Annotated in this window: 18 protein-coding genes; 10 read left to right on the forward strand and 8 right to left on the reverse strand. The window is 34.7% G+C overall.

The window, feature by feature from the left end:
- Positions 1 to 16: 16 nt before the first annotated feature.
- The 3 genes from IWX80_RS04195 to IWX80_RS04205 are packed head-to-tail and all read right to left on the reverse strand — an operon-like array spanning position 17 to position 2,618.
- Positions 17 to 1,591, reverse strand: coding sequence for a S41 family peptidase (locus IWX80_RS04195; RefSeq protein WP_196852281.1), 1,575 nt, complete (start codon positions 1,589 to 1,591; stop codon positions 17 to 19).
- Positions 1,592 to 2,023: a deoxycytidylate deaminase gene (locus tag IWX80_RS04200; protein WP_113634092.1), complete on the reverse strand. Its 432-nt coding sequence runs from the start codon at positions 2,021 to 2,023 to the stop codon at positions 1,592 to 1,594.
- Position 2,024: 1 nt separating this feature from the next.
- Complete coding sequence (locus IWX80_RS04205) at positions 2,025 to 2,618, reverse strand: HupE/UreJ family protein (RefSeq protein ID WP_113634093.1); 594 nt, start codon at positions 2,616 to 2,618, stop codon at positions 2,025 to 2,027.
- 179 nt (positions 2,619 to 2,797) lie between these two features.
- Here IWX80_RS04205 and IWX80_RS04210 point away from each other — a divergent pair, with 179 nt between their 5' ends.
- On the forward strand, positions 2,798 to 3,229 hold the full coding sequence (locus tag IWX80_RS04210) for a tellurite resistance TerB family protein (RefSeq protein ID WP_113634094.1): 432 nt from the start codon (positions 2,798 to 2,800) through the stop codon (positions 3,227 to 3,229).
- 50 nt (positions 3,230 to 3,279) lie between these two features.
- Here the strand turns inward: IWX80_RS04210 and fbp are convergent, their stop codons facing one another.
- The gene (gene fbp, locus IWX80_RS04215; protein ID WP_196852282.1) at positions 3,280 to 4,299 is read right to left on the reverse strand and encodes a class 1 fructose-bisphosphatase; all 1,020 of its coding nucleotides are present in this window, start codon (positions 4,297 to 4,299) and stop codon (positions 3,280 to 3,282) included.
- 170 nt (positions 4,300 to 4,469) lie between these two features.
- Here fbp and IWX80_RS04220 point away from each other — a divergent pair, with 170 nt between their 5' ends.
- The 4 genes from IWX80_RS04220 to IWX80_RS04235 all read left to right on the forward strand — a co-directional run bounded on the left by IWX80_RS04220 (position 4,470) and on the right by IWX80_RS04235 (position 11,063).
- On the forward strand, positions 4,470 to 4,976 hold the full coding sequence (locus IWX80_RS04220) for a GNAT family N-acetyltransferase (protein ID WP_113634096.1): 507 nt from the start codon (positions 4,470 to 4,472) through the stop codon (positions 4,974 to 4,976).
- 28 nt (positions 4,977 to 5,004) lie between these two features.
- Positions 5,005 to 6,261: an aspartate kinase gene (locus IWX80_RS04225; RefSeq protein ID WP_196852283.1), complete on the forward strand. Its 1,257-nt coding sequence runs from the start codon at positions 5,005 to 5,007 to the stop codon at positions 6,259 to 6,261.
- A 194-nt stretch (positions 6,262 to 6,455) separates the two neighbouring features.
- Positions 6,456 to 9,899: a hypothetical protein gene (locus tag IWX80_RS04230; RefSeq protein WP_196852284.1), complete on the forward strand. Its 3,444-nt coding sequence runs from the start codon at positions 6,456 to 6,458 to the stop codon at positions 9,897 to 9,899.
- Between the two features lie 96 nt (positions 9,900 to 9,995).
- On the forward strand, positions 9,996 to 11,063 hold the full coding sequence (locus IWX80_RS04235; RefSeq protein WP_196852285.1) for a glycosyltransferase: 1,068 nt from the start codon (positions 9,996 to 9,998) through the stop codon (positions 11,061 to 11,063).
- 71 nt (positions 11,064 to 11,134) lie between these two features.
- Here IWX80_RS04235 and IWX80_RS04240 read toward each other — a convergent pair whose 3' ends face one another.
- Together IWX80_RS04240 and IWX80_RS04245 are read right to left on the reverse strand one after the other, a co-directional pair.
- Positions 11,135 to 12,190, reverse strand: coding sequence for a sensor histidine kinase (locus IWX80_RS04240; RefSeq protein ID WP_196852286.1), 1,056 nt, complete (start codon positions 12,188 to 12,190; stop codon positions 11,135 to 11,137).
- On the reverse strand, positions 12,191 to 12,874 hold the full coding sequence (locus tag IWX80_RS04245) for a response regulator transcription factor (RefSeq protein ID WP_113634101.1): 684 nt from the start codon (positions 12,872 to 12,874) through the stop codon (positions 12,191 to 12,193).
- A gap of 176 nt (positions 12,875 to 13,050) precedes the next feature.
- On the opposite strand from IWX80_RS04245, the gene IWX80_RS04250 reads away from it, so the two are divergent.
- The 4 genes from IWX80_RS04250 (at position 13,051) to IWX80_RS04265 (ending at position 18,786) form a co-directional block, all read left to right on the forward strand.
- Positions 13,051 to 15,831 carry a TonB-dependent receptor gene (locus IWX80_RS04250; protein WP_196852287.1) on the forward strand — a complete coding sequence of 927 codons (2,781 nt, stop codon included), beginning with the start codon at positions 13,051 to 13,053 and terminating at the stop codon, positions 15,829 to 15,831.
- A gap of 193 nt (positions 15,832 to 16,024) precedes the next feature.
- The gene (locus tag IWX80_RS04255; RefSeq protein ID WP_196852288.1) at positions 16,025 to 17,215 is read left to right on the forward strand and encodes a hypothetical protein; all 1,191 of its coding nucleotides are present in this window, start codon (positions 16,025 to 16,027) and stop codon (positions 17,213 to 17,215) included.
- A 105-nt stretch (positions 17,216 to 17,320) separates the two neighbouring features.
- Complete coding sequence (locus IWX80_RS04260; protein ID WP_196852289.1) at positions 17,321 to 17,659, forward strand: T9SS type A sorting domain-containing protein; 339 nt, start codon at positions 17,321 to 17,323, stop codon at positions 17,657 to 17,659.
- 146 nt (positions 17,660 to 17,805) lie between these two features.
- Positions 17,806 to 18,786 carry a LuxE/PaaK family acyltransferase gene (locus IWX80_RS04265; RefSeq protein ID WP_196852290.1) on the forward strand — a complete coding sequence of 327 codons (981 nt, stop codon included), beginning with the start codon at positions 17,806 to 17,808 and terminating at the stop codon, positions 18,784 to 18,786.
- Here the strand turns inward: IWX80_RS04265 and tyrS are convergent.
- Positions 18,783 to 20,075, reverse strand: coding sequence for a tyrosine--tRNA ligase (gene tyrS, locus IWX80_RS04270; protein WP_196852291.1), 1,293 nt, complete (start codon positions 20,073 to 20,075; stop codon positions 18,783 to 18,785). The two genes, IWX80_RS04265 and tyrS, sit on opposite strands and share 4 nt — an antisense overlap.
- 127 nt (positions 20,076 to 20,202) lie before the next feature.
- Between tyrS and IWX80_RS04275 the strand changes: the two genes are divergently transcribed.
- Complete coding sequence (locus tag IWX80_RS04275) at positions 20,203 to 21,192, forward strand: NAD-dependent epimerase/dehydratase family protein (protein ID WP_196852292.1); 990 nt, start codon at positions 20,203 to 20,205, stop codon at positions 21,190 to 21,192.
- A gap of 12 nt (positions 21,193 to 21,204) precedes the next feature.
- Here IWX80_RS04275 and IWX80_RS04280 read toward each other — a convergent pair whose 3' ends face one another.
- Positions 21,205 to 21,630 carry a DUF4296 domain-containing protein gene (locus IWX80_RS04280; protein WP_196852293.1) on the reverse strand — a complete coding sequence of 142 codons (426 nt, stop codon included), beginning with the start codon at positions 21,628 to 21,630 and terminating at the stop codon, positions 21,205 to 21,207.
- Between the last annotated feature and the right edge of the window lie 2 nt (positions 21,631 to 21,632).

Here is a 21,632-nt window from a genome sequence, read left to right on the forward strand (position 1 = left end):
TCAATTATATCCCAGTTTATTTCTGATTCAAAACTCTTTTCACCATAGCGTCTTCAGGCAATACAATTTCATAATAATAGCTTTCACCATATAATTGTCGGGCAAACTCTGCCGTTAAATAGCGTTTTACCAGAGCCTTACTTTTATCGAAATTTAGATCCAAACCATTTCCGATAATAAATTTTTGAAACGCATTGAAATACAAATCAGTGGCATTCATTTTAGTTTGAAACTGTTCGAAAGACAGTCCTTTGAAAACGCTTCTATTCTTATCCAATTGCTCAAAAACAAAATTACCCACGATTCCCGATTGCAATAAATAAACGGTACTTTCATTTCCGTGTTCCACCTCCAATGGCACAAAAACATCTGGAACAATTCCTCCACCGCCATATACAATTTTTCCTTTTTTAGTTTTGAATTTTATCGTGTCAGTGACTTTGATACTGTCTTTTTCATACAATTCCCCATTTCCATAACGCGCTTCTGATTCTTTGAAATACGCTTCATTTCCTTTAGAATAGGGTTTTTGAATCGAACGACCTGTTGGCGTATAATATCTGGCAATCGTCAATCGAACGGCTGAACCATCTGCAAAATCCATTTCGCGCTGCACCAATCCTTTTCCAAAAGAGCGGCGTCCTACAATGGTTCCTCTGTCATTATCCTGAACTGCTCCAGCAAGAATCTCACTTGCTGAAGCGCTGTTTTCATTGATTAGGACAAAAACATTCCCTTTTTCAAAATTCCCTTTAGCGGTAGCAAATGTTTTATCAATATTTCCATTTTTATTCTTGGTGAAAACAATCAGCTGTTTATCCGCCAACAATTCATCGGCAATGGCAATTGCTTCTTCCATATATCCGCCACCGTTATCCCGAACATCGATAATGAGTGATTTAGCTCCTTGTTGCTTGATTTTAGACAAACCTTCCATAAACTCTGTATAAGTAGTTTCGGCAAATCTGTTTATTTTTATATAACCGGTTTTATTGCCCAAAAGCAAAGCGACGTCAACACTTTTTAGTGGAATTATATCCCGTTTAATTTTTACTTTTATTTTTTTGCCTTCGGATTTTCTGTAAATTGTTAGTTCAATATCAGAACCCACAGTTCCCTTTAGTTTAGAATATAAACTGTCAGTGGGTAATTTACGTCCAAATAATTTTGTTTTATCGGCATACAAGATTCTATCGCCTGCCTTTATTCCAGCTTTTGCCGAAGGGCCGTCCGCAACAGGCTTTATTACCGCAACAGAATCTTTATACATATAAAAATTCACTCCTATTCCCACGAAGTTTCCCTTCATGCTTTCCATCACTTCTTGTTGATCACTTGGCGCAATATATACAGAATGCGGGTCAAGTTGTGCCAAGATATTATCGACGGTAAGATTTACAATAGAGTCCGTATTCACATCATCCACGTATTCATTATCAATAAAATCAATGAGTTTGTTAAGCTTGCTTTTCGAATTGTTTTTGACAAGATAATCAGCTGTGTTAGGAAAATTCAACATTCCACCCAAGACAACACCTAAAGCAAGTGTTGAAAAAATAAGAATGGGCAAATATTTAGTATTAAAGTTCATTTATTCTTCTAAGATTGCAATATGTTCCACCTCTACTCCTGCTTTTATCAAAAACTGAATGCCGGAATCATCCCGATATCCATTGTGATAGACCACTCTTTTTATTCCGGATTGATGAATTAATTTGCTGCATTCCTTGCAAGGTGAAAGTGTAATATATAAAGTAGCGCCTTCGCAGGATTGCGTTGACCGCGCCACTTTCAAAATCGCATTTGCTTCAGCATGTAAAACATCCCAACGCGTTAATCCTTCCTCGTCTTCACAACAATTCTCAAAACCTGTTGGCGTTCCGTTGTATCCGTCAGAGATTATCATTCTATCACGCACAATAATCGCACCAACTTGTTTGCGTTTACAGTAGGACAGTAAACTCCATTCTTTGGCGATTCTAAGGTACGCTTTATCGTATTTATTTAATTTTTTTTCGTTCATTTTATCTAATCCAGATTTCACTTTCTATAATTAATGGTATCACTACTCCTATTATGAATGCCGACATGACTAAAGTCCAATCGCGTTTTGAGAATCGGAAAACGGTTTGAACAATATACGACACTATCAAAACCACAAAAACCACTACAATTTGAGCCGCTTCTATTCCAAGTGCAAACTCGGACAATGGTAAAACTTTTGAGGCTGCATCTCCGCCAAGAATTGATTTAAAATAATTTGAAAAACCCAATCCATGAATAATTCCAAAGAAAAGCGTGATAAAAAATACCACATTTATACTCTCTTTCTTGCTTGATTTTCCAGCCGTAAAAAGATTAAACAATGCAGTTATTAGAATCGTTATTGGAATTAATAATTCGACTACATTGACTTTTATCGCAATTATACCAAAAACGGAAAGCATTAAAGCCATCGTGTGACCAATAGTAAAAAGGGTAACCAAAAGTACAACTCGCTTCCAATCCTTGAACGAAAACGGAATGGCGAGGGCAATTAAAAACAAAACATGATCATAAGCATGAATATCTAAAACGTGTTTTAATCCTATTTGAAAGTAAATCCAAAATTCTGACATGGGTAATTTATTAGGTTGATAAAGGGGTTGTAAACTTACGATTAATTTTGAAAATGATTGATTTGATTATTTAAATAAATGCATTTCAAAAGGGATTGAATGGAACAAAAAAATATAAAAAATATAAAATCATTAATTTAAAAATAGATTTATCTTTGTAAGATATAAAACCAATAACTATGTCATTTTCAGATTTATTTGATAGCGAATTCAAACAAAGAAATAAAGGTCATTTTGCATCAATTGTCCGCGTAGCGCTTACTGACGGGAAGTTTTCTCCTGAAGAAAAAGCATTTTTAGACAAACTGGCAGTTCGATTAGAAATTTCTCAAGCAGAATATGAGGAAATTTTAGAGAATCCTTTAAATTACCCAATCAATCCTCCTTATTTATACGAACAAAGAATGGAGCGATTGTATGATCTAGCCCGTATTGTGCATGTTGATCATCATTTAGGAGACAAACAAGAAGTGATGCTTAGAAAAATTGGTGTAGGCTTAGGCTTTAATACTGAAAACGTAGATTACATCGTTGACAAAGCACTTAAATTAGTAGATAAAGAAGTGGATTTAGACACTTTTATTTTCGAAATGAAAAACATGAATAAGTAATACAAAAATTTTGAAAAAGCTTCCGCCAAAAACGGAAGCTTTTTTTGTTTCTAGTACTTACTTAATTCTGCTTTATGCATAAATTCTTCGGCTTTTTCTACCATGTTGTAGCTTCCGCAAAAGAACGGCACTCTTTCATGTAATTCTGTTGGTTCAATTTCCATGATTCTATTAAATCCGTTAGACGCTTTTCCTCCGGCTTGTTCCGCAATAAAAGCTAACGGATTGCATTCATATAACAATCGTAATTTCCCTTTTGGAGCTTTAGAACTCGTAGGATATAAATAAATTCCGCCTTTAATCATATTTCTGTGAATATCTGAAACTAAACTTCCAATATATCTTGAAGTATACGGTCGGTCTCCTTCTTCTAATTGACAATATTTGATATAATTTTTTACTCCTTGCGGAAAATGAACATAATTCCCTTCGTTAATAGAATAAATGTGGCCATCCGTTGGAAATTTCATTTTTGGATGTGATAAATAAAAAGTTCCAATTGCCGGATTCAGTGTAAATCCGTTCACGCCATGTCCAGTTGTATAAACTAACATGGTCGAGGTTCCGTAAATCACATATCCTGCCGCAACCTGATTGATTCCCGGCTGTAAAAAATCTTCTAATGTAACCGGAGTTCCTATTGGAGTCACTCTTCTGTAAACCGAAAATATAGTTCCGACTGAAACATTTACATCAATATTTGATGAACCGTCAAGCGGATCCATTAAAACCACGTACTTATTATTATGACTGTTATCACTTCCTTCCACTGTGATAAAATCATCATTTTCCTCGGAGGCAATTCCACAAACAATTTCGCGATTAATCAAAGTTTGAATAAAAACCTCATTCGCATAAACATCTAGTTTTTGCTGGTCTTCGCCTTGTATGTTTTGTTCTCCCGCAGCACCAACAATATCAACTAATCCAGCTTTGTTTACTTTATAATTGACCACTTTCGCAGCCAATCGAATGGAGTTGATGATTCGGGATAATTCGCCTGACGAATATTGAAAGGCATTTTGGTTTTCAATAATAAATTCTCCTAGTGTTTTGTTGCGTTCTTCCATTACGAAATCGATGTAGTTAATTTGACATCACAAATATCGTTTTTTTTGTGAAAACAAATTCAATACTATTTATTTAGTTTGACAGTATTGTATATTTGCTGAATAAAACACAAAAAAAGTACATAAAAAGGCTGTTTTATTGCGTTTTTAAATCATTAAAATAAAAATTTATGAATATTAGAAGAGGAAATCCGCAAGATATGCAAGCTGTTTTAGGTCTGATTAAAGAGTTGGCCGAATTCGAAAAAGAGCCAAATGCTGTTCTTGTAACTGTTGACGATTTAATTCGAGATGGTTTTGGTCCTGTTCCTCTTTTTCATGTTTTTGTTGCCGAAATAGAAGACGATTCGAACGATAACGAAAAGTCTAAACAAATTGTAGGCATCGCATTGTACTATTATCGCTATTCTACTTGGAAAGGAAAAACAATCCACTTAGAAGATTTAGTGGTAAAAGAGAGCATGCGAGGAACAGGATTAGGATATGCTTTGTACTCTGAAATTTTAAAACAGGGTAAAAAAGACCAAGTTCGAAGAGTGGAATGGAATGTGCTCGACTGGAATACTCCCGCAATTGAATTTTACGAAAAATCAGGTGCAAAAGTATTACGTGACTGGCATGTGGTGCAAATGGACGAACTTGGAATTACCAATTTCGTAGAGAATAAATTGAAATAAAGTAGAAAGAATAATTTTTGTTTAAGATATGAGAGTATTCAAATTTGGAGGAGCTTCTGTAAAAGATGCCGCAGGAATTAAAAACGTGTACGACGTTTTACAAAAAGTGGGTTACGAAGATGTATTGCTGGTAGTTTCTGCAATGGGGAAAACGACGAATGCACTGGAAATTGTAATCAAAAATTATTTCGACAAATCAGCTGAGCTAAATTCATCCGTTCAAGAAGTGAAAAAATACCACAATCAAATATTGATGGATTTGTTTGACGATGAAAAAAATGGAGTTTTTGCTGCTGTAAACACACAATTTTCCGATTTAGAATATTTTTTAGCACACAATAAATCACCAAACTATAATTTTGTTTACGACCAAATTGTAAGTTACGGGGAACTGATATCGACAACTATTCTAAGCCATTTCATGAATTTCATGGGAATAAAAACACAATGGCTGGATGTGCGTAATTTCGTGAAAACAGATGCTAATTATAGAGATGCAGAAGTAGATTGGGATTTGACACAGAAAAATATTGCAAAAAACGTAAAACGAAAAATCCTAAATATTACACAAGGTTTCTTGGGTTCAGATGAGAATAATTTCACAACGACTTTAGGCCGAGAAGGTTCTGATTATACCGCTGCAATTTTTGCCTATTGCTTAAATGCCGAAAGCGTAACGATCTGGAAAGATGTTCCCGGAGTTATGAATGCAGACCCAAGATATTTTGAAAACGCCAGTTTGTTAAATCAAATTTCGTATCGCGAAGCCATTGAATTAGCTTTTTACGGCGCAACTGTTATTCACCCAAAGACATTACAACCTTTACAAAAAAAGGAAATTCCTTTATATGTAAAATCATTTATAAACCCGTTATTGAAAGGGACAAGCGTTTCTAAAGGAGTGGATTTAGAACCTTATTTACCTTGTTTTATTGTCAAAAGAAACCAACTTTTGATCTCACTTTCCTCTATAGATTTCTCTTTTATCATGGAAGAAAACATCAGCGAAATTTTCGCATTGTTTCACCAGTTCAAAATAAAAGTAAATTTAATCCAGAATTCAGCGATTAGTTTCTCGGTATGTGTGGAAGACAAATTCGATAATTTTAAAGCGTTAAATGCCATTTTATCGAAAAAATTCAAAGTTGAATTTAGCGAAAATGTCACATTATATACCATTAGACATTTTGATGACAAAGCAGCACAAACTGTCGAAGAAAACAAAATAGTTCTATTGAAACAAGTCAGTCGCGAAACCATGCAAGTCGTGACAAAAGAAGTGTAAACACTTTTTATAAAGTATTAAGAAATGGGAATCGAAATTAAATTTGACTCCCATTTTTAATTGTTTTAAAGTAAAAAAACAAGAGCTAGAATTGACACAATTACTATTTATTTTTTCCGATATTTTCTGCCTGACGCAAGTTCTGATTATCAAATTATAAATACTACTTTTGATACTTTCGAGTTATAGTATTTATGTTGAAAAAATTACTTTTTTGGATTCTAATCTGTTGTTTTTCTGGGCTTCATGCACAGCAAATAAATTCGCTGTACAAAACCAAAAAAATTCTTCCTTCGCGCGATACTATTTACATTGAAAAAGAAAGCCTTAATTCCAGTTTTTTCAAATTGCTTGACGCCAATGGCAAACAAATCGACAGTACTTTGTTTGCAATAAATTTCGAAAAAGGAACCCTAATTTTAAAGCAAAACAGCGCTTTCAATTCCGATTCACTGACCATAGAATACTTGAAATTTCCAGAAATTCTCACCAAAGAATACCGCATTTATGACGCATCAAAAGTTGTTAGCAATGAAGCGGGACAAGGCGATTTGTATGCTATTAGAAATAAAAACACTAATAAAAACGTACCTTTTGACGGTTTAAATACTTCCGGAAGCATTACGCGTGGCGTGACTATAGGAAACAATCAAAATGCTGTTTTGAATTCCAATTTAGACTTGCAAATCACAGGAAAAATTTCCGAAAAAGTAAGTTTAAGAGCCTCCATTCAGGACAGTAACATTCCGTTGCAGGATGGTGGTTATTCGCAAAAATTAGATCAATTTGACAATGTTTTCATGGAATTATTCAGCGATGAATGGAATATCCGTGCGGGAGATATTTTTCTGGAAAATAGGAATACCCAATTCCTGAATTTCAACAAAAAAGTACAGGGACTGACCACAAGTTTCAACTTTGGCACCGAAGAAAACAAAACGAATGTATTTGCATCTGCTGCATTAGTCCGCGGTCAATATGCAAAAAGTAATATTGTGGGACAGGAAGGAAATCAAGGTCCGTACAAATTAAAAGGGCAAAACGGTGAATTATATGTTCTGGTGGTTTCAGGTTCAGAGCGGGTTTATGTCAATGGAATTTTACTGAAACGAGGTGAAAATAATGATTACACGATAGATTATAATGCAGGTGAAATTGTTTTTACGCCACTTTTTACCATCACTTCCGAAATGCGAATTGCTATAGAATATCAATATTCTGACAGGAATTACACGCGTTTTGTAACTTACGCCGGAGCCACGCATGAAAACAAGAAATGGAGTTTTGGAGGCTATTTATATTCGGAAAACGACTTGAAAAACCAGCCGTTACAACAAAACCTCTCGCAGGAACAAGCCCAAATATTAGTCAATGCGGGAGACAATTCTAGTTTAATGACCGCGCCTTCTGCGTATTCAGATTCCTACTCCGAGAACAAAGTACTTTATCGAAAAACAATATTCAATGCCGTTGAAATTTTCGAATATTCAAATGACGCGCAGCAAGAATTATTCAATGTTCGATTCACTTTAGTAGGAGCCAATAACGGGAATTATATTGTGACAAATTCAGCCACAATCACCCGAGTTTATCAATACATTGCTCCAATAAACGGGATTCCACAAGGAAATTATGAACCCATAATTCAACTTATTGCGCCTACGAAGGTACAAGTAGCCACCTTTTTAGGAAAATACAACCCCGATGAAAAAACAGCTGTTGATTTTGAAATTGGTATCAGCAATAATGATAAAAATTTATTTTCAAATATTGATGACGCGAACAACAAAGGTCTTGCTGGAAAAATAAATGCCAAGCAGCGTATTTTTTCAAAAAAATGGCAGATGGATGCTTTCGCCAATTATCAATTTATTCAGAACAATTTCAGTTCAGTGGAGCGGCTTTATAACATCGAATTTGACAGGGACTGGAACTTAGGAACTGCTGGCATTGGAAATCAAAGTCTGTTCGTTTCCGGATTACAATTGGATTTGAATCCAAAACCAAAATCCACTAACAAAGGATTACTATTGTATCAATTTGAAAAATTGGATTTCTCTGAAAATTTTTCGGGTAGCAGGCATGTTGTAAATGGATTATTTCGAGTAAAAAATTGGAGTTTTCAAAATCAAGGAAGTTTCCTAAAAAGTGACGCACCTATTTTATCTTCCAAATTTTTAAGAAACCAATCTCAGATGCGTTTCCATTTCGATAAAAATTGGGTCGGTTCCAGCTTGCGCTTAGAGGACAATCAGGAAAAAAATAAAACGACAAATCAGTTTACGGCTTTGAGCCAAAAATTTACAGAGTATGGTTTATTCGCCGGAAGAGGTGACAGCACCAAGGTTTTTGTAGAATTAGGTTATTTAAGAAGAACCAATGACAGCTTGCAAACCCGAAGTATTGGGAGTTTAATTCAGCGAGTAAATTCGTCCCAGACTTTTATGCTGAAATCAAAATTGATTCAAACCAATAAAAGTGATTTGTCCATCTTTGCCAATCACAGAGTCTTAGAATTCGTGGATGCTACACGAAAAAAAGAACCCACATTGAATTCCAGAATCGTTTACACGGATCGTTTTTTTAATCAATTAATCTTAAGCACCACGGTTTACGAGACGAATTCAGGAACCATTCCGCAACAGGAATTTACGTATCTGGAAGTGCCGGCCGGACAAGGAGTTTACACTTGGAATGATTATAATGACAATGGAATTCAGGAATTACAGGAGTTTGAAGTGGCTCCGTTTATAGACCAAGCGACATTCATCCGTGTATTTTTACCCAATCGGGTTTATATAAAAACCCATCAAAATAAGTTTTCCCAATCCGTGACTTTAAATCCGAATCAATGGCAAAATGAAACCGGAATCAAGAAACTACTTTCCTATTTCTACAATCAAACCGCCTTTATAATCGACCGAAAAACAAGAAGTGATGGAGATAATTTTGAATTAAACCCGTTCAGCGGTTCCAATGAAAATGTGCTGGGATTGAATTCCAGTTTAAGAAACAGTTTATTTTACAATCGAGGAAAACAAAACCATTCCACTACATATTCCTATTTAGAAAATAAAACAAAAAACTTATTATCCATCGGTTCGCAGGAAGCTACCAACAGTTCCCATCAATTGCAGTACAATCATTTGTATCGCAAAAGCTGGCTGTTTGGCTTTTTTGCAAAAACTATTCAAACCGCCATTGAATCTGAGAATTTCCCCGAGAAAAACTTCGACATTAGCGGTTATCAATTGGCTCCAAAAATCAGTTATTTGTTTTCCAAGAATACTAGTTGGGATATTTTTTATGAATTACAAAAGAAAGAAAATCAGATTGGAGTTTCCGAAACGTTGTTACAAAACCGTTTTGGAACAGCCTTTTCCTATTCGGGCACAAAAAAATTCACGATGAACGGTGAAGTTTCTTTTTATCAAAATAAATTTGATGGAAATGAATTTTCCTCGGTAGGATTTCAAATGCTGGAAGGCTTGCAAACGGGTCAAAATTTGACTTGGAGATTGCTTTTGCAAAAAAACATCACGCAATTTTTAGATATAAACTTTAATTACCAAGGCCGAAAAAGCGAAACAAGTCAAGCCATTCATACCGGAAGCATGCAATTGAGAGCTTATTTTTAATGAAATAACTTAATGGTTTGGTAATGCCTTAGAAATATGCGAAACGGGTTCATTTCCTAACTTTCAAATTATAAACAACGAACCTTTTTATCGCACATGGATTTGAAATTGAAACAAAAGACTATCTTACTTGCACCATTAAATTGGGGTTTAGGTCATGCTACTCGTTGTATTCCCATCATTAAAGCGTTATTAGAAAATAATTACATTCCTATAATTGCATCCGATGGAATTGCATTGGCGTTACTAAAAAAAGAATTCCCCGCTGTACAAACACTCGAACTTCCTTCGTACCAAATAGAATATGCTAAAAATGGCGCCAATTTTAAATGGAAATTGATACAGAATGGTCCCAAAATAGTCCGAGCAATTTTAGAAGAAAAAAAAATAATTGAAAACTGGATTGAACAATATGCAATTGACGGTATTATTTCGGATAACAGATTGGGAGTTTACAGCAAGAAAATTCCATCCGTGTTTATTACCCATCAGTTGAATGTCATGACTGGAAACACGACCTGGATAACGAGTAAAGTACATCAATATATTATAAAAAAGTTTACAGAATGCTGGGTTCCGGATCTTGAAGGCTCCATAAATTTGACCGGAAAATTAGGTCATATTGAAAGCCTTAGCCTCAAAACTAAATATATTGGACCTTTGAGCCGACTCCAAAAGAAACTATTACCCAAAAAATATGATTTACTGGTAATTCTCTCCGGTCCTGAACCTCAACGAGGAATACTGGAAAACCATTTAAAAAAAGAAATCATGCGATTCAAAGGAAATGCTATTTTCATTGAAGGAAATGTAGAATCAGAACAAAAAATTGTTGTGAAACAAAATGTAACCTATTACAATTTCATGAATTCAAGCGAAATCGAACAGGCTTTTAACGAAAGTGAAATGGTCCTTTGCCGTTCCGGATACACCACAATAATGGATCTTGCACAATTGCGAAAAAAAGCATTTTTCATTCCAACACCAGGACAATACGAACAAGAATATTTAGCTAAAAAATTAAAAAAAGAAGGCTTAGTTCCTTATGCCAATCAAAGTGATTTTAGAATGGAAAACATTGAAGAAATTCAGGATTACAAAGGGCTACCGCGCTTAGATTCTAAAACTGACTGGGCTAATTTATTTGAGGTTTTTGAAAAATAGATTCTAATTATTACCAAAAAAACCGATTCAGATAAATCGGTTTTATGGCATTAAAATGTATTTTTTTCAAGTTATTTTTTAGTAGTTTTAGCTTTTTCGAGTGTAAAAGAAAATTCAGAACCTACGCCAAATGTACTGTCGACGTAAATTTTCTCGTCATGAGCTTCGATAATATGCTTTACAATGGATAATCCTAATCCGGAACCACCTTCGGTTCTTGCACCACTTTTATCTACTCTGTAAAAACGCTCAAAAAGTCTGGAAATATTCTTTTTCTCAATCCCCTCTCCGTTATCCGTGACACGAACGATTACTTTTTCATCTGTTAAATCTTCGATGCTCACTTCGGTTGAACCCTTTAATTTTCCATATTTAATGGAGTTTACAATCAAGTTCATCACTACTTGCTGGATTTTTTCCTGATCGCCAACTACCATAATCGGCTTGTTGTATTTCATGTCAAACATCAACAAAATATCCTTCTTAGAAGCTTTCATTTCGAGTAAATCAAATACATTTTGAACGAGTTTGACAATATCAAATTCAGCTATTTCTAAATTCAAATCGCCAATTTCCAGTTTGGAAATCATATCTAAATCTTGGACAATATAGATGAGTCTTTCCACACCTTTTTCGGCACGTTCCAAGTATTTTTTTCGAATTGTTTTATCGCTCATGGCTCCGTCAAGCAAAGTTGACAAATACCCTTGAACCATAAAAAGTGGGGTTTTGAGTTCGTGAGAAACGTTTCCAAGAAACTCTCTTCTATATTCTTCACGGACTTTTAATGTTTCAATTTCCAGCTTTTTATCGGTTGCAAACTTCTTGACTTCACGAGTAAGTGTCGCCATATCGGTTGTTATCGGCTGGTTTCTAAAAGTGCTTGATTCTAATAAAGAAACGTCATCATATATTTTTTTTACCTTTTTATAAATGAAACGTTCTACCCGATATTGAATCACAACAAAGGAGAAAGTAGCAATTGAAAAGGCGAAAAATAAGCAAAAATGATAGGAAAAAGTAAAAAACAAATGGGTAAGAAAACCAACTAATCCGGTAGAAAAAAGGGTGATATATAGCGCCGACTTTACGGCAAAGCGATATGTTTTTTTAAAATTTATTGTCATTTATACTTCAAACTTATACCCAACACCTTTTATTGTTTTGAAAAAATCTTCTCCAATTTTTTCCCGTAATTTACGTATGTGAACATCAATTGTTCTTCCGCCCACAACCACTTCATTTCCCCAAACTTTATCCAGAATTTCATCGCGTTTGAATACTTTTCCTGGTTTTGAAGCTAATAAATAAAACAGCTCAAATTCTTTTCTTGGTAAAGCAATTTCGACATTATCTTTTACAATTTTGTATTCTTCGCGATTGATTTCGATTCCGCCTACGTTTAATGTCTCGCTGTTTTGTTCTTTTTCTTTTAATCGGCGCAACAGGGCTTTTACTTTACTGACTAATAATTTAGGTTTGATTGGCTTTGTAATGTAATCATCGGCACCAGCATCAAAACCTGCAACTTGGGAGTAATCTTCACTTCTGGCAGTCAAGAACGTAATTAGGACATTACTGAGTTCCGGGATTTTTCGAATGTTTTCACAAGCTTCCATTCCGTCCATTTCTGGCATCATAACATCCATTATAATAAGGTCTGGAATTTCCTTTTTAGCTTTAGCTACAGCTTCTTTCCCGTTGGCCGCTGTAAAGATTTGATATCCTTCCTGAGAGAGGTTGTACCCTACAATTTCTAAGATATCCGGTTCGTCGTCTACTAATAGAATCTTCGTGTGTTTTTTCTTCATAAAGCGCCAAAAATTGTTTTTGAGTTGTAAATGTAACAATAAATGGGGTATTGAAAAGGTGTTAACCGTAATTTAATATTAGGTTCATTTTAGTGCCTAAAACAAAACATAACCGTAACAAGCCAGTAACTTACATTTTACATTTCAGGCGTTACTTTGCAAAAAAATTAAACCAAATGAAACTCAAATTAATATTTTTAACGTTATTTATAACCGCTGTTTCTTTCGCACAGAATAAAGGAACGATAGCTGGAATCTTGACAGATAAAAATGCTAACAATCAATCTTTGCCATTTGCAAACATTCTTATTAAGGGAACAAGCATTGGAACCAACACAGATATTGATGGAAAATACTCTATTACTGCAGCGCCTGGAAACTACACAATCCAATTTAGTTTTGTAGGTTACGAATCTGTAGAGGTTCCCGTAACGGTAATTGCAAATGAAACGGTAACTATAAATCAAGCATTAGGTTCTGCTGGATACAAATTAGAAGATGTTGTGGTGAGATCTACTTTTAGTAGAGAAAAGGAAACCGCATTACTATTAGACCAAAAACAAGCGGTGGTTATCAAGCAAAGTATTGGCTCACAAGAAATGGCTCGTAAAGGAGTTAGTGATGTTGAGGAAGGTTTGACTAAAGTTACCGGAATTACTAAAGTTGACGGTAGAGGTTTATTTATTAGAGGATTAGAAGACCGTTACAATAATTTATTGATCAACGATTTGCAATCACCATCAAACAGTCCTTTCAAAAAAATTATTCCATTAGACTTATTTCCTACTGATGTTGTTGGGGTTTTATATATCTATAAAACTTTCAATCCTAATATTTCAGGGGATTTTGCCGGAGCAACCGTTAACATTGAAACACCTCAACCAAAAAACATCACAAAGTTGAATATTGGTTTTGGGTACACCACCAACAATAATCTTAAAAATTTCCTTCTTTCGGATGAAGTAAATTCAACCAAAGGAACTTTAGGACTTACAGGAAACGACAGAGCTCTTCCAAGTATTTTTGGAACTGTTCCAAGTGGTCAAAAACTTTCTCCAGCTGAATATGAAAATGGATTTGGTAACAAATCATGGGATGTAAATAGTACACAAAGTCCTTTGAATTCCAGCATTGGGTTTTTACACGCACAAAAATTTACTCTTAAGAATGAAGATAATATCAGTTATATCATGTCATTCAATTTTGACAACAAATATACTTTTAGAGAAGGTGTAGACCGAACTTTCAATCTTGGTCAAGGAAATTACGATAATAATTTGTACAATACTCAATACAGTTATTTCACTACATTTTCAGGTTTAGCCGGAATGAAATACAAAACAAACCGTTTCAATTTAAACTTCAATACGTTTTTAATCAAGGCGACTGAAAGCCGAATTCAAGATCAATTAGGATACACAAATAGTTTGGCAAATCAAACGAATAACCTTATCCGATTAAATCAATATGAAGAATCTACGTATTGGAATACACAATTGTACGGGGATTACAAATTAACTGAAGATGGAAAACATAGTTTAAAAGCCGGAGGTTCTTATGTAAAAACTTCGTTTCAGCAACCGGACAGAAAATTTATCACTGGTGTTAAAGAAAACGAAAACGACATCAACATGACGTACGGTGGTAATAATTTGAACCGTCAGTTCCTGGATGTAAATGGAAACTTTTATTTCTCTTCACTTTTAGAGTATAATTTGAAATTTGGAGACAGCGAAAAACCTAATGTATTGTCTGTTGGATACAACAGTTCGCTGAATGACATGGAATCTTCATACCGTTTTTTCTCTGGAAGAAGAAATATTGAGAAAAACTATACTGCCGATTTAAATACTATTAGCCAAAACATCAACGAAGACATCAATAACGGAATTGTTTATGTTCAGGAAGAATCTAACGGTGATTACAAATTCAAACTGAATCAGTTTATTAATGCTGGATATTTCAATTTGTTCATGAAATTTGGTGAAAAATGGGATTTGAATGCAGGAATTAGAGCCGAAAGTTCTGCTCGTATCATAAAATACAGAAACCAAGGTGATCCTTTTGGAAGCGCTTTCCGCAAAAAAACAGATGATAAACTGGATATATTACCATCTGTAAATGCAAAACGCATTTTAAATGAAAATAGCAATTTAAGACTTTCATTGGCAAAAACAATCACACGACCAGTTGCAATGGAGTTGTTACCAATAAACTACATCAATCCAGATGGAACTTCAGAAAGTGGAAATCCAGATTTGAAGGATAGCGAAAATTACAATGCTGATTTCAAATATGAATTGTTTCCAAACAGTAAAGAAATGTTTGCTGTAGGAGTGTTTGGAAAAGTAATTAACGATCCAATTGAAAGAGTTTTCAAACCAACTGCAAATAGCGGTGGTCAAATCACAACTTTCAAAAACTCAGAACAAGCAGTCATTTTTGGAGCCGAAATAGAAATGCTTTTGCAATTGAGCAGAATCAGTGAATCGCTTTCTAATTTCTCTTTTGGTCTTAATACTTCATTGATGAGCACGGATGTAAAAGTAGATCCTACTAAACAAGGAAACGAATTAGAGAATGGTACCAACCGTAAATTACAAGGAGCATCAAGCTGGTTGATTAATTCCGATTTAAAATACGATTTCGTTTTGAGAAAGGATTGGAAAAACTCGATGACATTAGTTTATAACGTTTATGGAGACCGAATTTTCGCAGTAGGTTCATCAGGAATTGATCACATTTACGAAAAATCATTTAGTAAATTAGATTTCATCTGGACGAATTCTATTTCGAAAAGTATTGAACTTAAATTTGGAGTAGATAACATTTTGAATCCAAGTTATAAAAAAGAGTTAGGAAGCAAAAGCACAATAAATATTACTGAAGACTCGCTAGTTTTAAGAGAATTCAAAAAAGGTGTTGGTTTCTCTGTTAACATAGGATACACATTTTAAATAATAAGATTATTGATAAAAAAAAGAGCTGATATAGCTCTTTTTTTTTGTTCACATAAGTAACACAAAATTTACATCAAATTGATTGTTATATAATACTTTAGTAACAATTACGTAACCAAATTAAAGGAGACTCGATGTACTTTTGAATATAATAAATAACAAAAAAACTATAATTTTAAAATCATTAAAAATGAAAAAATTAGTATTCAGCCTTGCCTTATTAAGCTTAGTTTTTACAAGTTGTACTTCAAGTGACGACGATGTAGTGACTACTCCTCCAACTGCAACAGGTGATATCACAGGTGACATTACAGCATCAAAAACGTACATAAAAGGTACTTATGCATTAAGCGGTACCGTTAGAGTAAAAACTGGCGTTACACTAACTTTTGAAGCTGGTTCAGTTATTACTGCTGATGCCTCAAATGGTCCAGATGCTTTATTAGTAGAAAATGGTGGGAAATTAAATATTGCTGGAACAGCTGCTGAACCAGTAGTATTTACTGAAAAATCTAAAACAGCAGGTTCTTGGGGTGGTATAATCATGTTTGGTGATGCTCCAATTGTTTCAGGAAAAACTGCTGACGGAACGCCTATTACAAGCGCAACTTCTGAAGATGGAACAAATATCGTTTACGGTGGAACAAATGCAGCACATAATGGTGGTTCATTAAAATATGTAAGAGTAGAATATGCAGGTAAAAAAATCCTTGACGGAAACTCTGAGATGAATGGTTTCTCATTCTATTCAGTAGGTTCTGGAACTGTTCTAGAAAATCTTGTTGCTTACAAAGGTGCTGATGACGGATTTGAATTTTACGGAGGAACTGTAAGCGCAAAAAACCTAATTTCTTACGGAAACACAGATGATTCTTTTGACTGGCAAGATGGATGGCAAGGTCAAGCAAACACGAACTGGTATGCTTATCAAACTGGAGCTGGAAATTTTGGAATGGAAATCGAAGCTAAAAGTGTAAACAATGCATTTTTCCCTAAAGTTTCTAATATTACTATAAGAAGAGCTGCAGGAACAGTAACTGAGGGAGGATCTTCAGCAGCTGAATACGACGCAATTCAATTCAAGAAAGAAGGTAACGGAGAATATTCTAACATTGTAATTTCAGGATTTACAACTACTAATGCTACTTTAATTAGAATACAAGATGCCGCTACAAACACAAACCAAGTGCTTACTGGAAAAATAAAATTGTTAAATGTTAAAATCGCTGATAGCACACCTTTGAGTGGTGCAGGAGCGAGCTCATTTTCAGTAGCTTTTCCAACGGGTAACTTTACAACTAGCACAACAGCAACTGGAGCTGCATTGACTCCTGGAGCTTGGGCAATTGTTGATGGAGTTAATTTATTATCAAATTTGTAATAAACAATCCAATTCATTTATAGTAAACATCCTGAGCAATCAGGATGTTTTTTTTGGTATGCTTTTTGAAATATATTTTGTATATTTACTATTCAAAATAATCTGATGGCAAAAAACTACTTTTATATTATTACTTTATTGGTTCTTTTATTTTCTCTGAGTGTTAGTGCTCAGGAAACTAAACCGCAGCCAAGAACACAAGAAACCGCTACTATAGAAGGTTTAAGCTTGTACCCGAACCCTGTGAGTAATGGCAAAGTTTACGTTTCTACTAAAAACGACTTGGATAAAGAAATAATTATCTTTGATGTTTTAGGAAAAAAAGTACTTCAAACCACGATAAGCTCAAGAGAATTAAATGTTTCTAATCTGTCTTCTGGTGTTTACATCATAAAAATTAATGAAAAAGAAGCATCAGCGACCAGAAAATTAATCATCCGATAATTTCAAAAATACATCATAAAAGCTCCAATTGCAATTGGGGCTTTTTTTGTTTATTGTTCAAAAGGAATCAATCCTAAGAATCAAGTTTATCCAATTCCGTTATTGGTTTGCCTTTAAATTTTTGATTACTTTTGCAAAAAAAATTCTTGATCACAGCCTCCGATATATTTGCCATTTCCAGTCAAAAACAGTTTGAAAAAATTGCTTTGAAAGTGTTTCGTTTTCAATACGAAAACAACTTAGTCTATCAGGAATTTTGTAATTTTTTAAAAACAGATCCTCACAAAGTAAAATCATTAAAACAAATTCCATTTCTACCCATTCAGTTCTTCAAAAGTCATGAAGTGGTTTCGAATACCAATCCCATTCAGGAAACCTTCACCAGCAGCGGTACAACCGGAATGATAACCAGCAAACACCTAGTTACTGATGTTACTTTGTATGAAGAAAGCTACCGTAAAGGATTTTCTGAATTTTATGGCAATATCGAAGATTATGTTGTTTTAGCATTGCTTCCATCCTATCTGGAAAGAGAAGGTTCTTCCTTAATTTACATGGTTAAGGATTTAATTGAACTTTCCAATCATCGTGAAAGTGGTTTTTACCTGCACAATCATGACGAACTGATTACCAAGCTTATCGCTTTAGACCACGCCGGTCAAAATGTAATCCTGATTGGAGTGACATTTGCATTATTGGATTTAATTGAAAAACACCAGTTTCAATTGCAGCATACCATTATCATGGAAACCGGCGGCATGAAAGGCAAACGCAAAGAAATGATTCGGGAAGAATTGCACGAACAATTGTGTAAAGGATTTGGCGTTTCAGCCATACATTCTGAATACGGAATGACCGAATTGCTTTCGCAAGCGTATTCATTAGGAAACGGCGTATTTGAATGCCCTTCTTGGATACAAATCCTCGTTCGCGACACCGAAGATGCTTTAACCTATATTCAAGACGGAAAAACGGGCGGAATCAATGTGATCGATTTGGCCAACATCAATTCCTGTTCTTTTATTGCCACGCAGGATTTGGGCAAAAAAAATCCCAACAACTCTTTCGAGGTATTGGGACGTTTTGATAATTCTGATATTCGAGGTTGTAATTTGATGGTGATTTAAACGACTCTCACCACAAAATAATTTTTCTTACCACTTTGTAATAATACAAATTGATTGTTGATTAAATCTTTGTTCGAAAGCACAAAATCTTCGGCAACTTTTTCTCTATTAACTGAAATAGAATTAGCTGTCAAAGCACGTCTTGCTTCTCCATTTGATTTTAAAAATCCTGTTTTTTCGTTTAAAACGTCAACAATATTGATTCCGGTTTCAATTTCATTTCTGCTGATTTCCGCCTGGGGAACACCATCAAAAACATCTAAGAAAGTGGCTTCATCCAATTGTTTTAAATCATCTGAAGTTGAATTCCCGAACAAAATATTCGATGCTTTTATCGCATTTTCTAAATCTTCTGTTGAATGTACCATCACCGTAATTTCTTCGGCCAAACGTTTTTGCAACAAGCGTAAATGTGGTGCTTCTTTATGTTTTTCGGTTAAAATTTCGATTTCTTCTTTGGATAAAAAAGTAAAGATCTTAATGTATTTTTCCGCATCAACATCCGAAGTATTCAACCAATATTGGTAAAATTTATACGGAGAAGTTCTGGCTGAATCCAACCAAATATTTCCACCTTCAGATTTTCCAAACTTGGTTCCATCCGCTTTTGTAATCAACGGACAAGTCAATGCATATGCTTTTCCACTCGCAATTCTGCGAACTAATTCGGTTCCTGTTGTGATATTTCCCCACTGGTCACTTCCACCCATTTGCAGCGTACAATTCTTTTCTCTGTACAAATGCAAAAAGTCATATCCTTGAACCAATTGGTACGTGAACTCTGTAAATGACATTCCTTCTGCAGCTTCAGAAGACAAACGTTTCTTCACAGAATCTTTCGCCATCATATAATTTACGGTAATATGTTTACCTACATCACGAATAAAATCCAGAAAAGAAAAGTTCTTCATCCAGTCGTAATTATTCACTAGTTCTGCTGCATTAGCCGAATTAGAAGTAAAATCTAGGAAACGAGCCAATTGACCTTTTATAGCTTCTTGATTGTGACGCAAAGTCGCTTCGTCCAATAAATTTCTTTCATTCGATTTTCCGGATGGATCACCAATCATTCCTGTTGCACCGCCCACTAATGCTAATGGTTTATGACCCGATAGCTGAAAATGTTTCAACAACATCACCCCAACTAAATGTCCTATATGCAATGAATCGGCAGTTGGGTCAATTCCCACATACGCCACACGCATTTGTTCCATCAAATGTTCTTCTGTGCCGGGCATAACATCGTGGAGCATTCCTCTCCAAGTTACTTCTTCAATAAAATTCTTCATCTTTTTAATCAATTTACTTTCGTCAATTCAGCCTTTTAGGCTTCGTGTGCACAAAGATAAAATTTATTGCGGATTAGGTTATTTGTTTAATAGGTTATTCGAAAAAAATTATTCGTATTTTCGTAGCATGATTTTAGTCACAGGAGGAACCGGTTTAGTAGGCGCACATTTATTGCTTCATTTAATTGATAATGATGAAAAAGTACGCGCCATTTATCGAAATGCAACTTCGATAGACAAAACCAAGTCGCTATTCTCCATGTACAAAAAGGAATCATTATTCGAGCAAATCGAATGGATTCAAGCAGACATTACCGAAGTCCCTTCGTTAGAAATAGCCTTTCAAAATATTGACACTGTGTATCATTGCGCCGCTTTGATTTCTTTTGATCCAAAAGATGAAGATATATTGCGAAAAACAAACATTGAAGGCACAGCGAATATTGTGAATTTCAGTATCGCCTATCAAATAAAAAAAGTGTGTTTTATAAGTTCCATTGCCACTTTGGGCGATTTACTGCCTCATGGAAAATTCATTACCGAAGAAACCGAATGGAATCCGGAAAAGTACCATAATGATTATGCCATTTCTAAATATGGTGCCGAAATGGAAATCTGGCGCGGACAGCAAGAAGGTTTAGAGGTAATAATTGTAAATCCGGGCGTAATTCTTGGACCAGGTTTTAGAGAGCAAGGAAGCGGACAACTTTTTACGAAAGTAAAAAACGGATTGAAATTTTATACGCTGGGCTCAACCGGATTTGTTGCCGTTACTGATGTTGTTCTAATGGCGCATCAATTGATGCTAAGCGAAATCAAAAACGAACGCTTTACTTTGATTGCAGAAAACAGTGTTTTTCGTGACATTTTGAATAGTATGGCTGATGCACTCGACGTGAAACGACCTGAAATTCACGCAAAACCTTTTTTAATGGAAATACTTTGGAGATTGGATTGGTTTGTTTCGACTGTTTTTCAACAAAAGAGAAAATTATCGCAAGCCACTGCAAAAGCTTCCTACTCTGTAAATAATTATTCCAATCAGAAAATTAAAGACCGACTGAAAACTGATTTCATAGACATTCACCACTACATAAAAGATATTTCGAAACTTTAAAACTGCAATTTTCTATTTCAATTTTGTAGTGTCACCAACAATTGGCGTTGGTTTTTTATTGTTTTGAAGAACCGGTTTCTTTTTCTTTTTTTCCAAATTTACTAATGAATCGGCGCTTTTTTTACTAGCATCCAATCGTTTTGTAATTTGCTCAAACATCAATTTATAATCTTCATAATCTGACGCGTAATACACATTACTTTTGGCAAACTGAAGACTGTCAATTTTATATTTTTTATAAATAAAGTCTCTTGGATTTATTTTAAAGGTATCCAAGGAAGTTGGATTTTGATATTTTATTGCTTCCAAAACAGCTAAATCATACATGACATCAAGCATCACGACTTTCTCGATTAGACGTTCTGGTTTTTGCACTACTTCATCTTTACAGCTTACAAAGAGAGTCAATACTGCTGCAAATAATATGATTTTTTTCATCT

Source organism: Flavobacterium sp. CAN_S2, from assembly GCF_015752255.1.
Lineage (GTDB): Bacteria > Bacteroidota > Bacteroidia > Flavobacteriales > Flavobacteriaceae > Flavobacterium.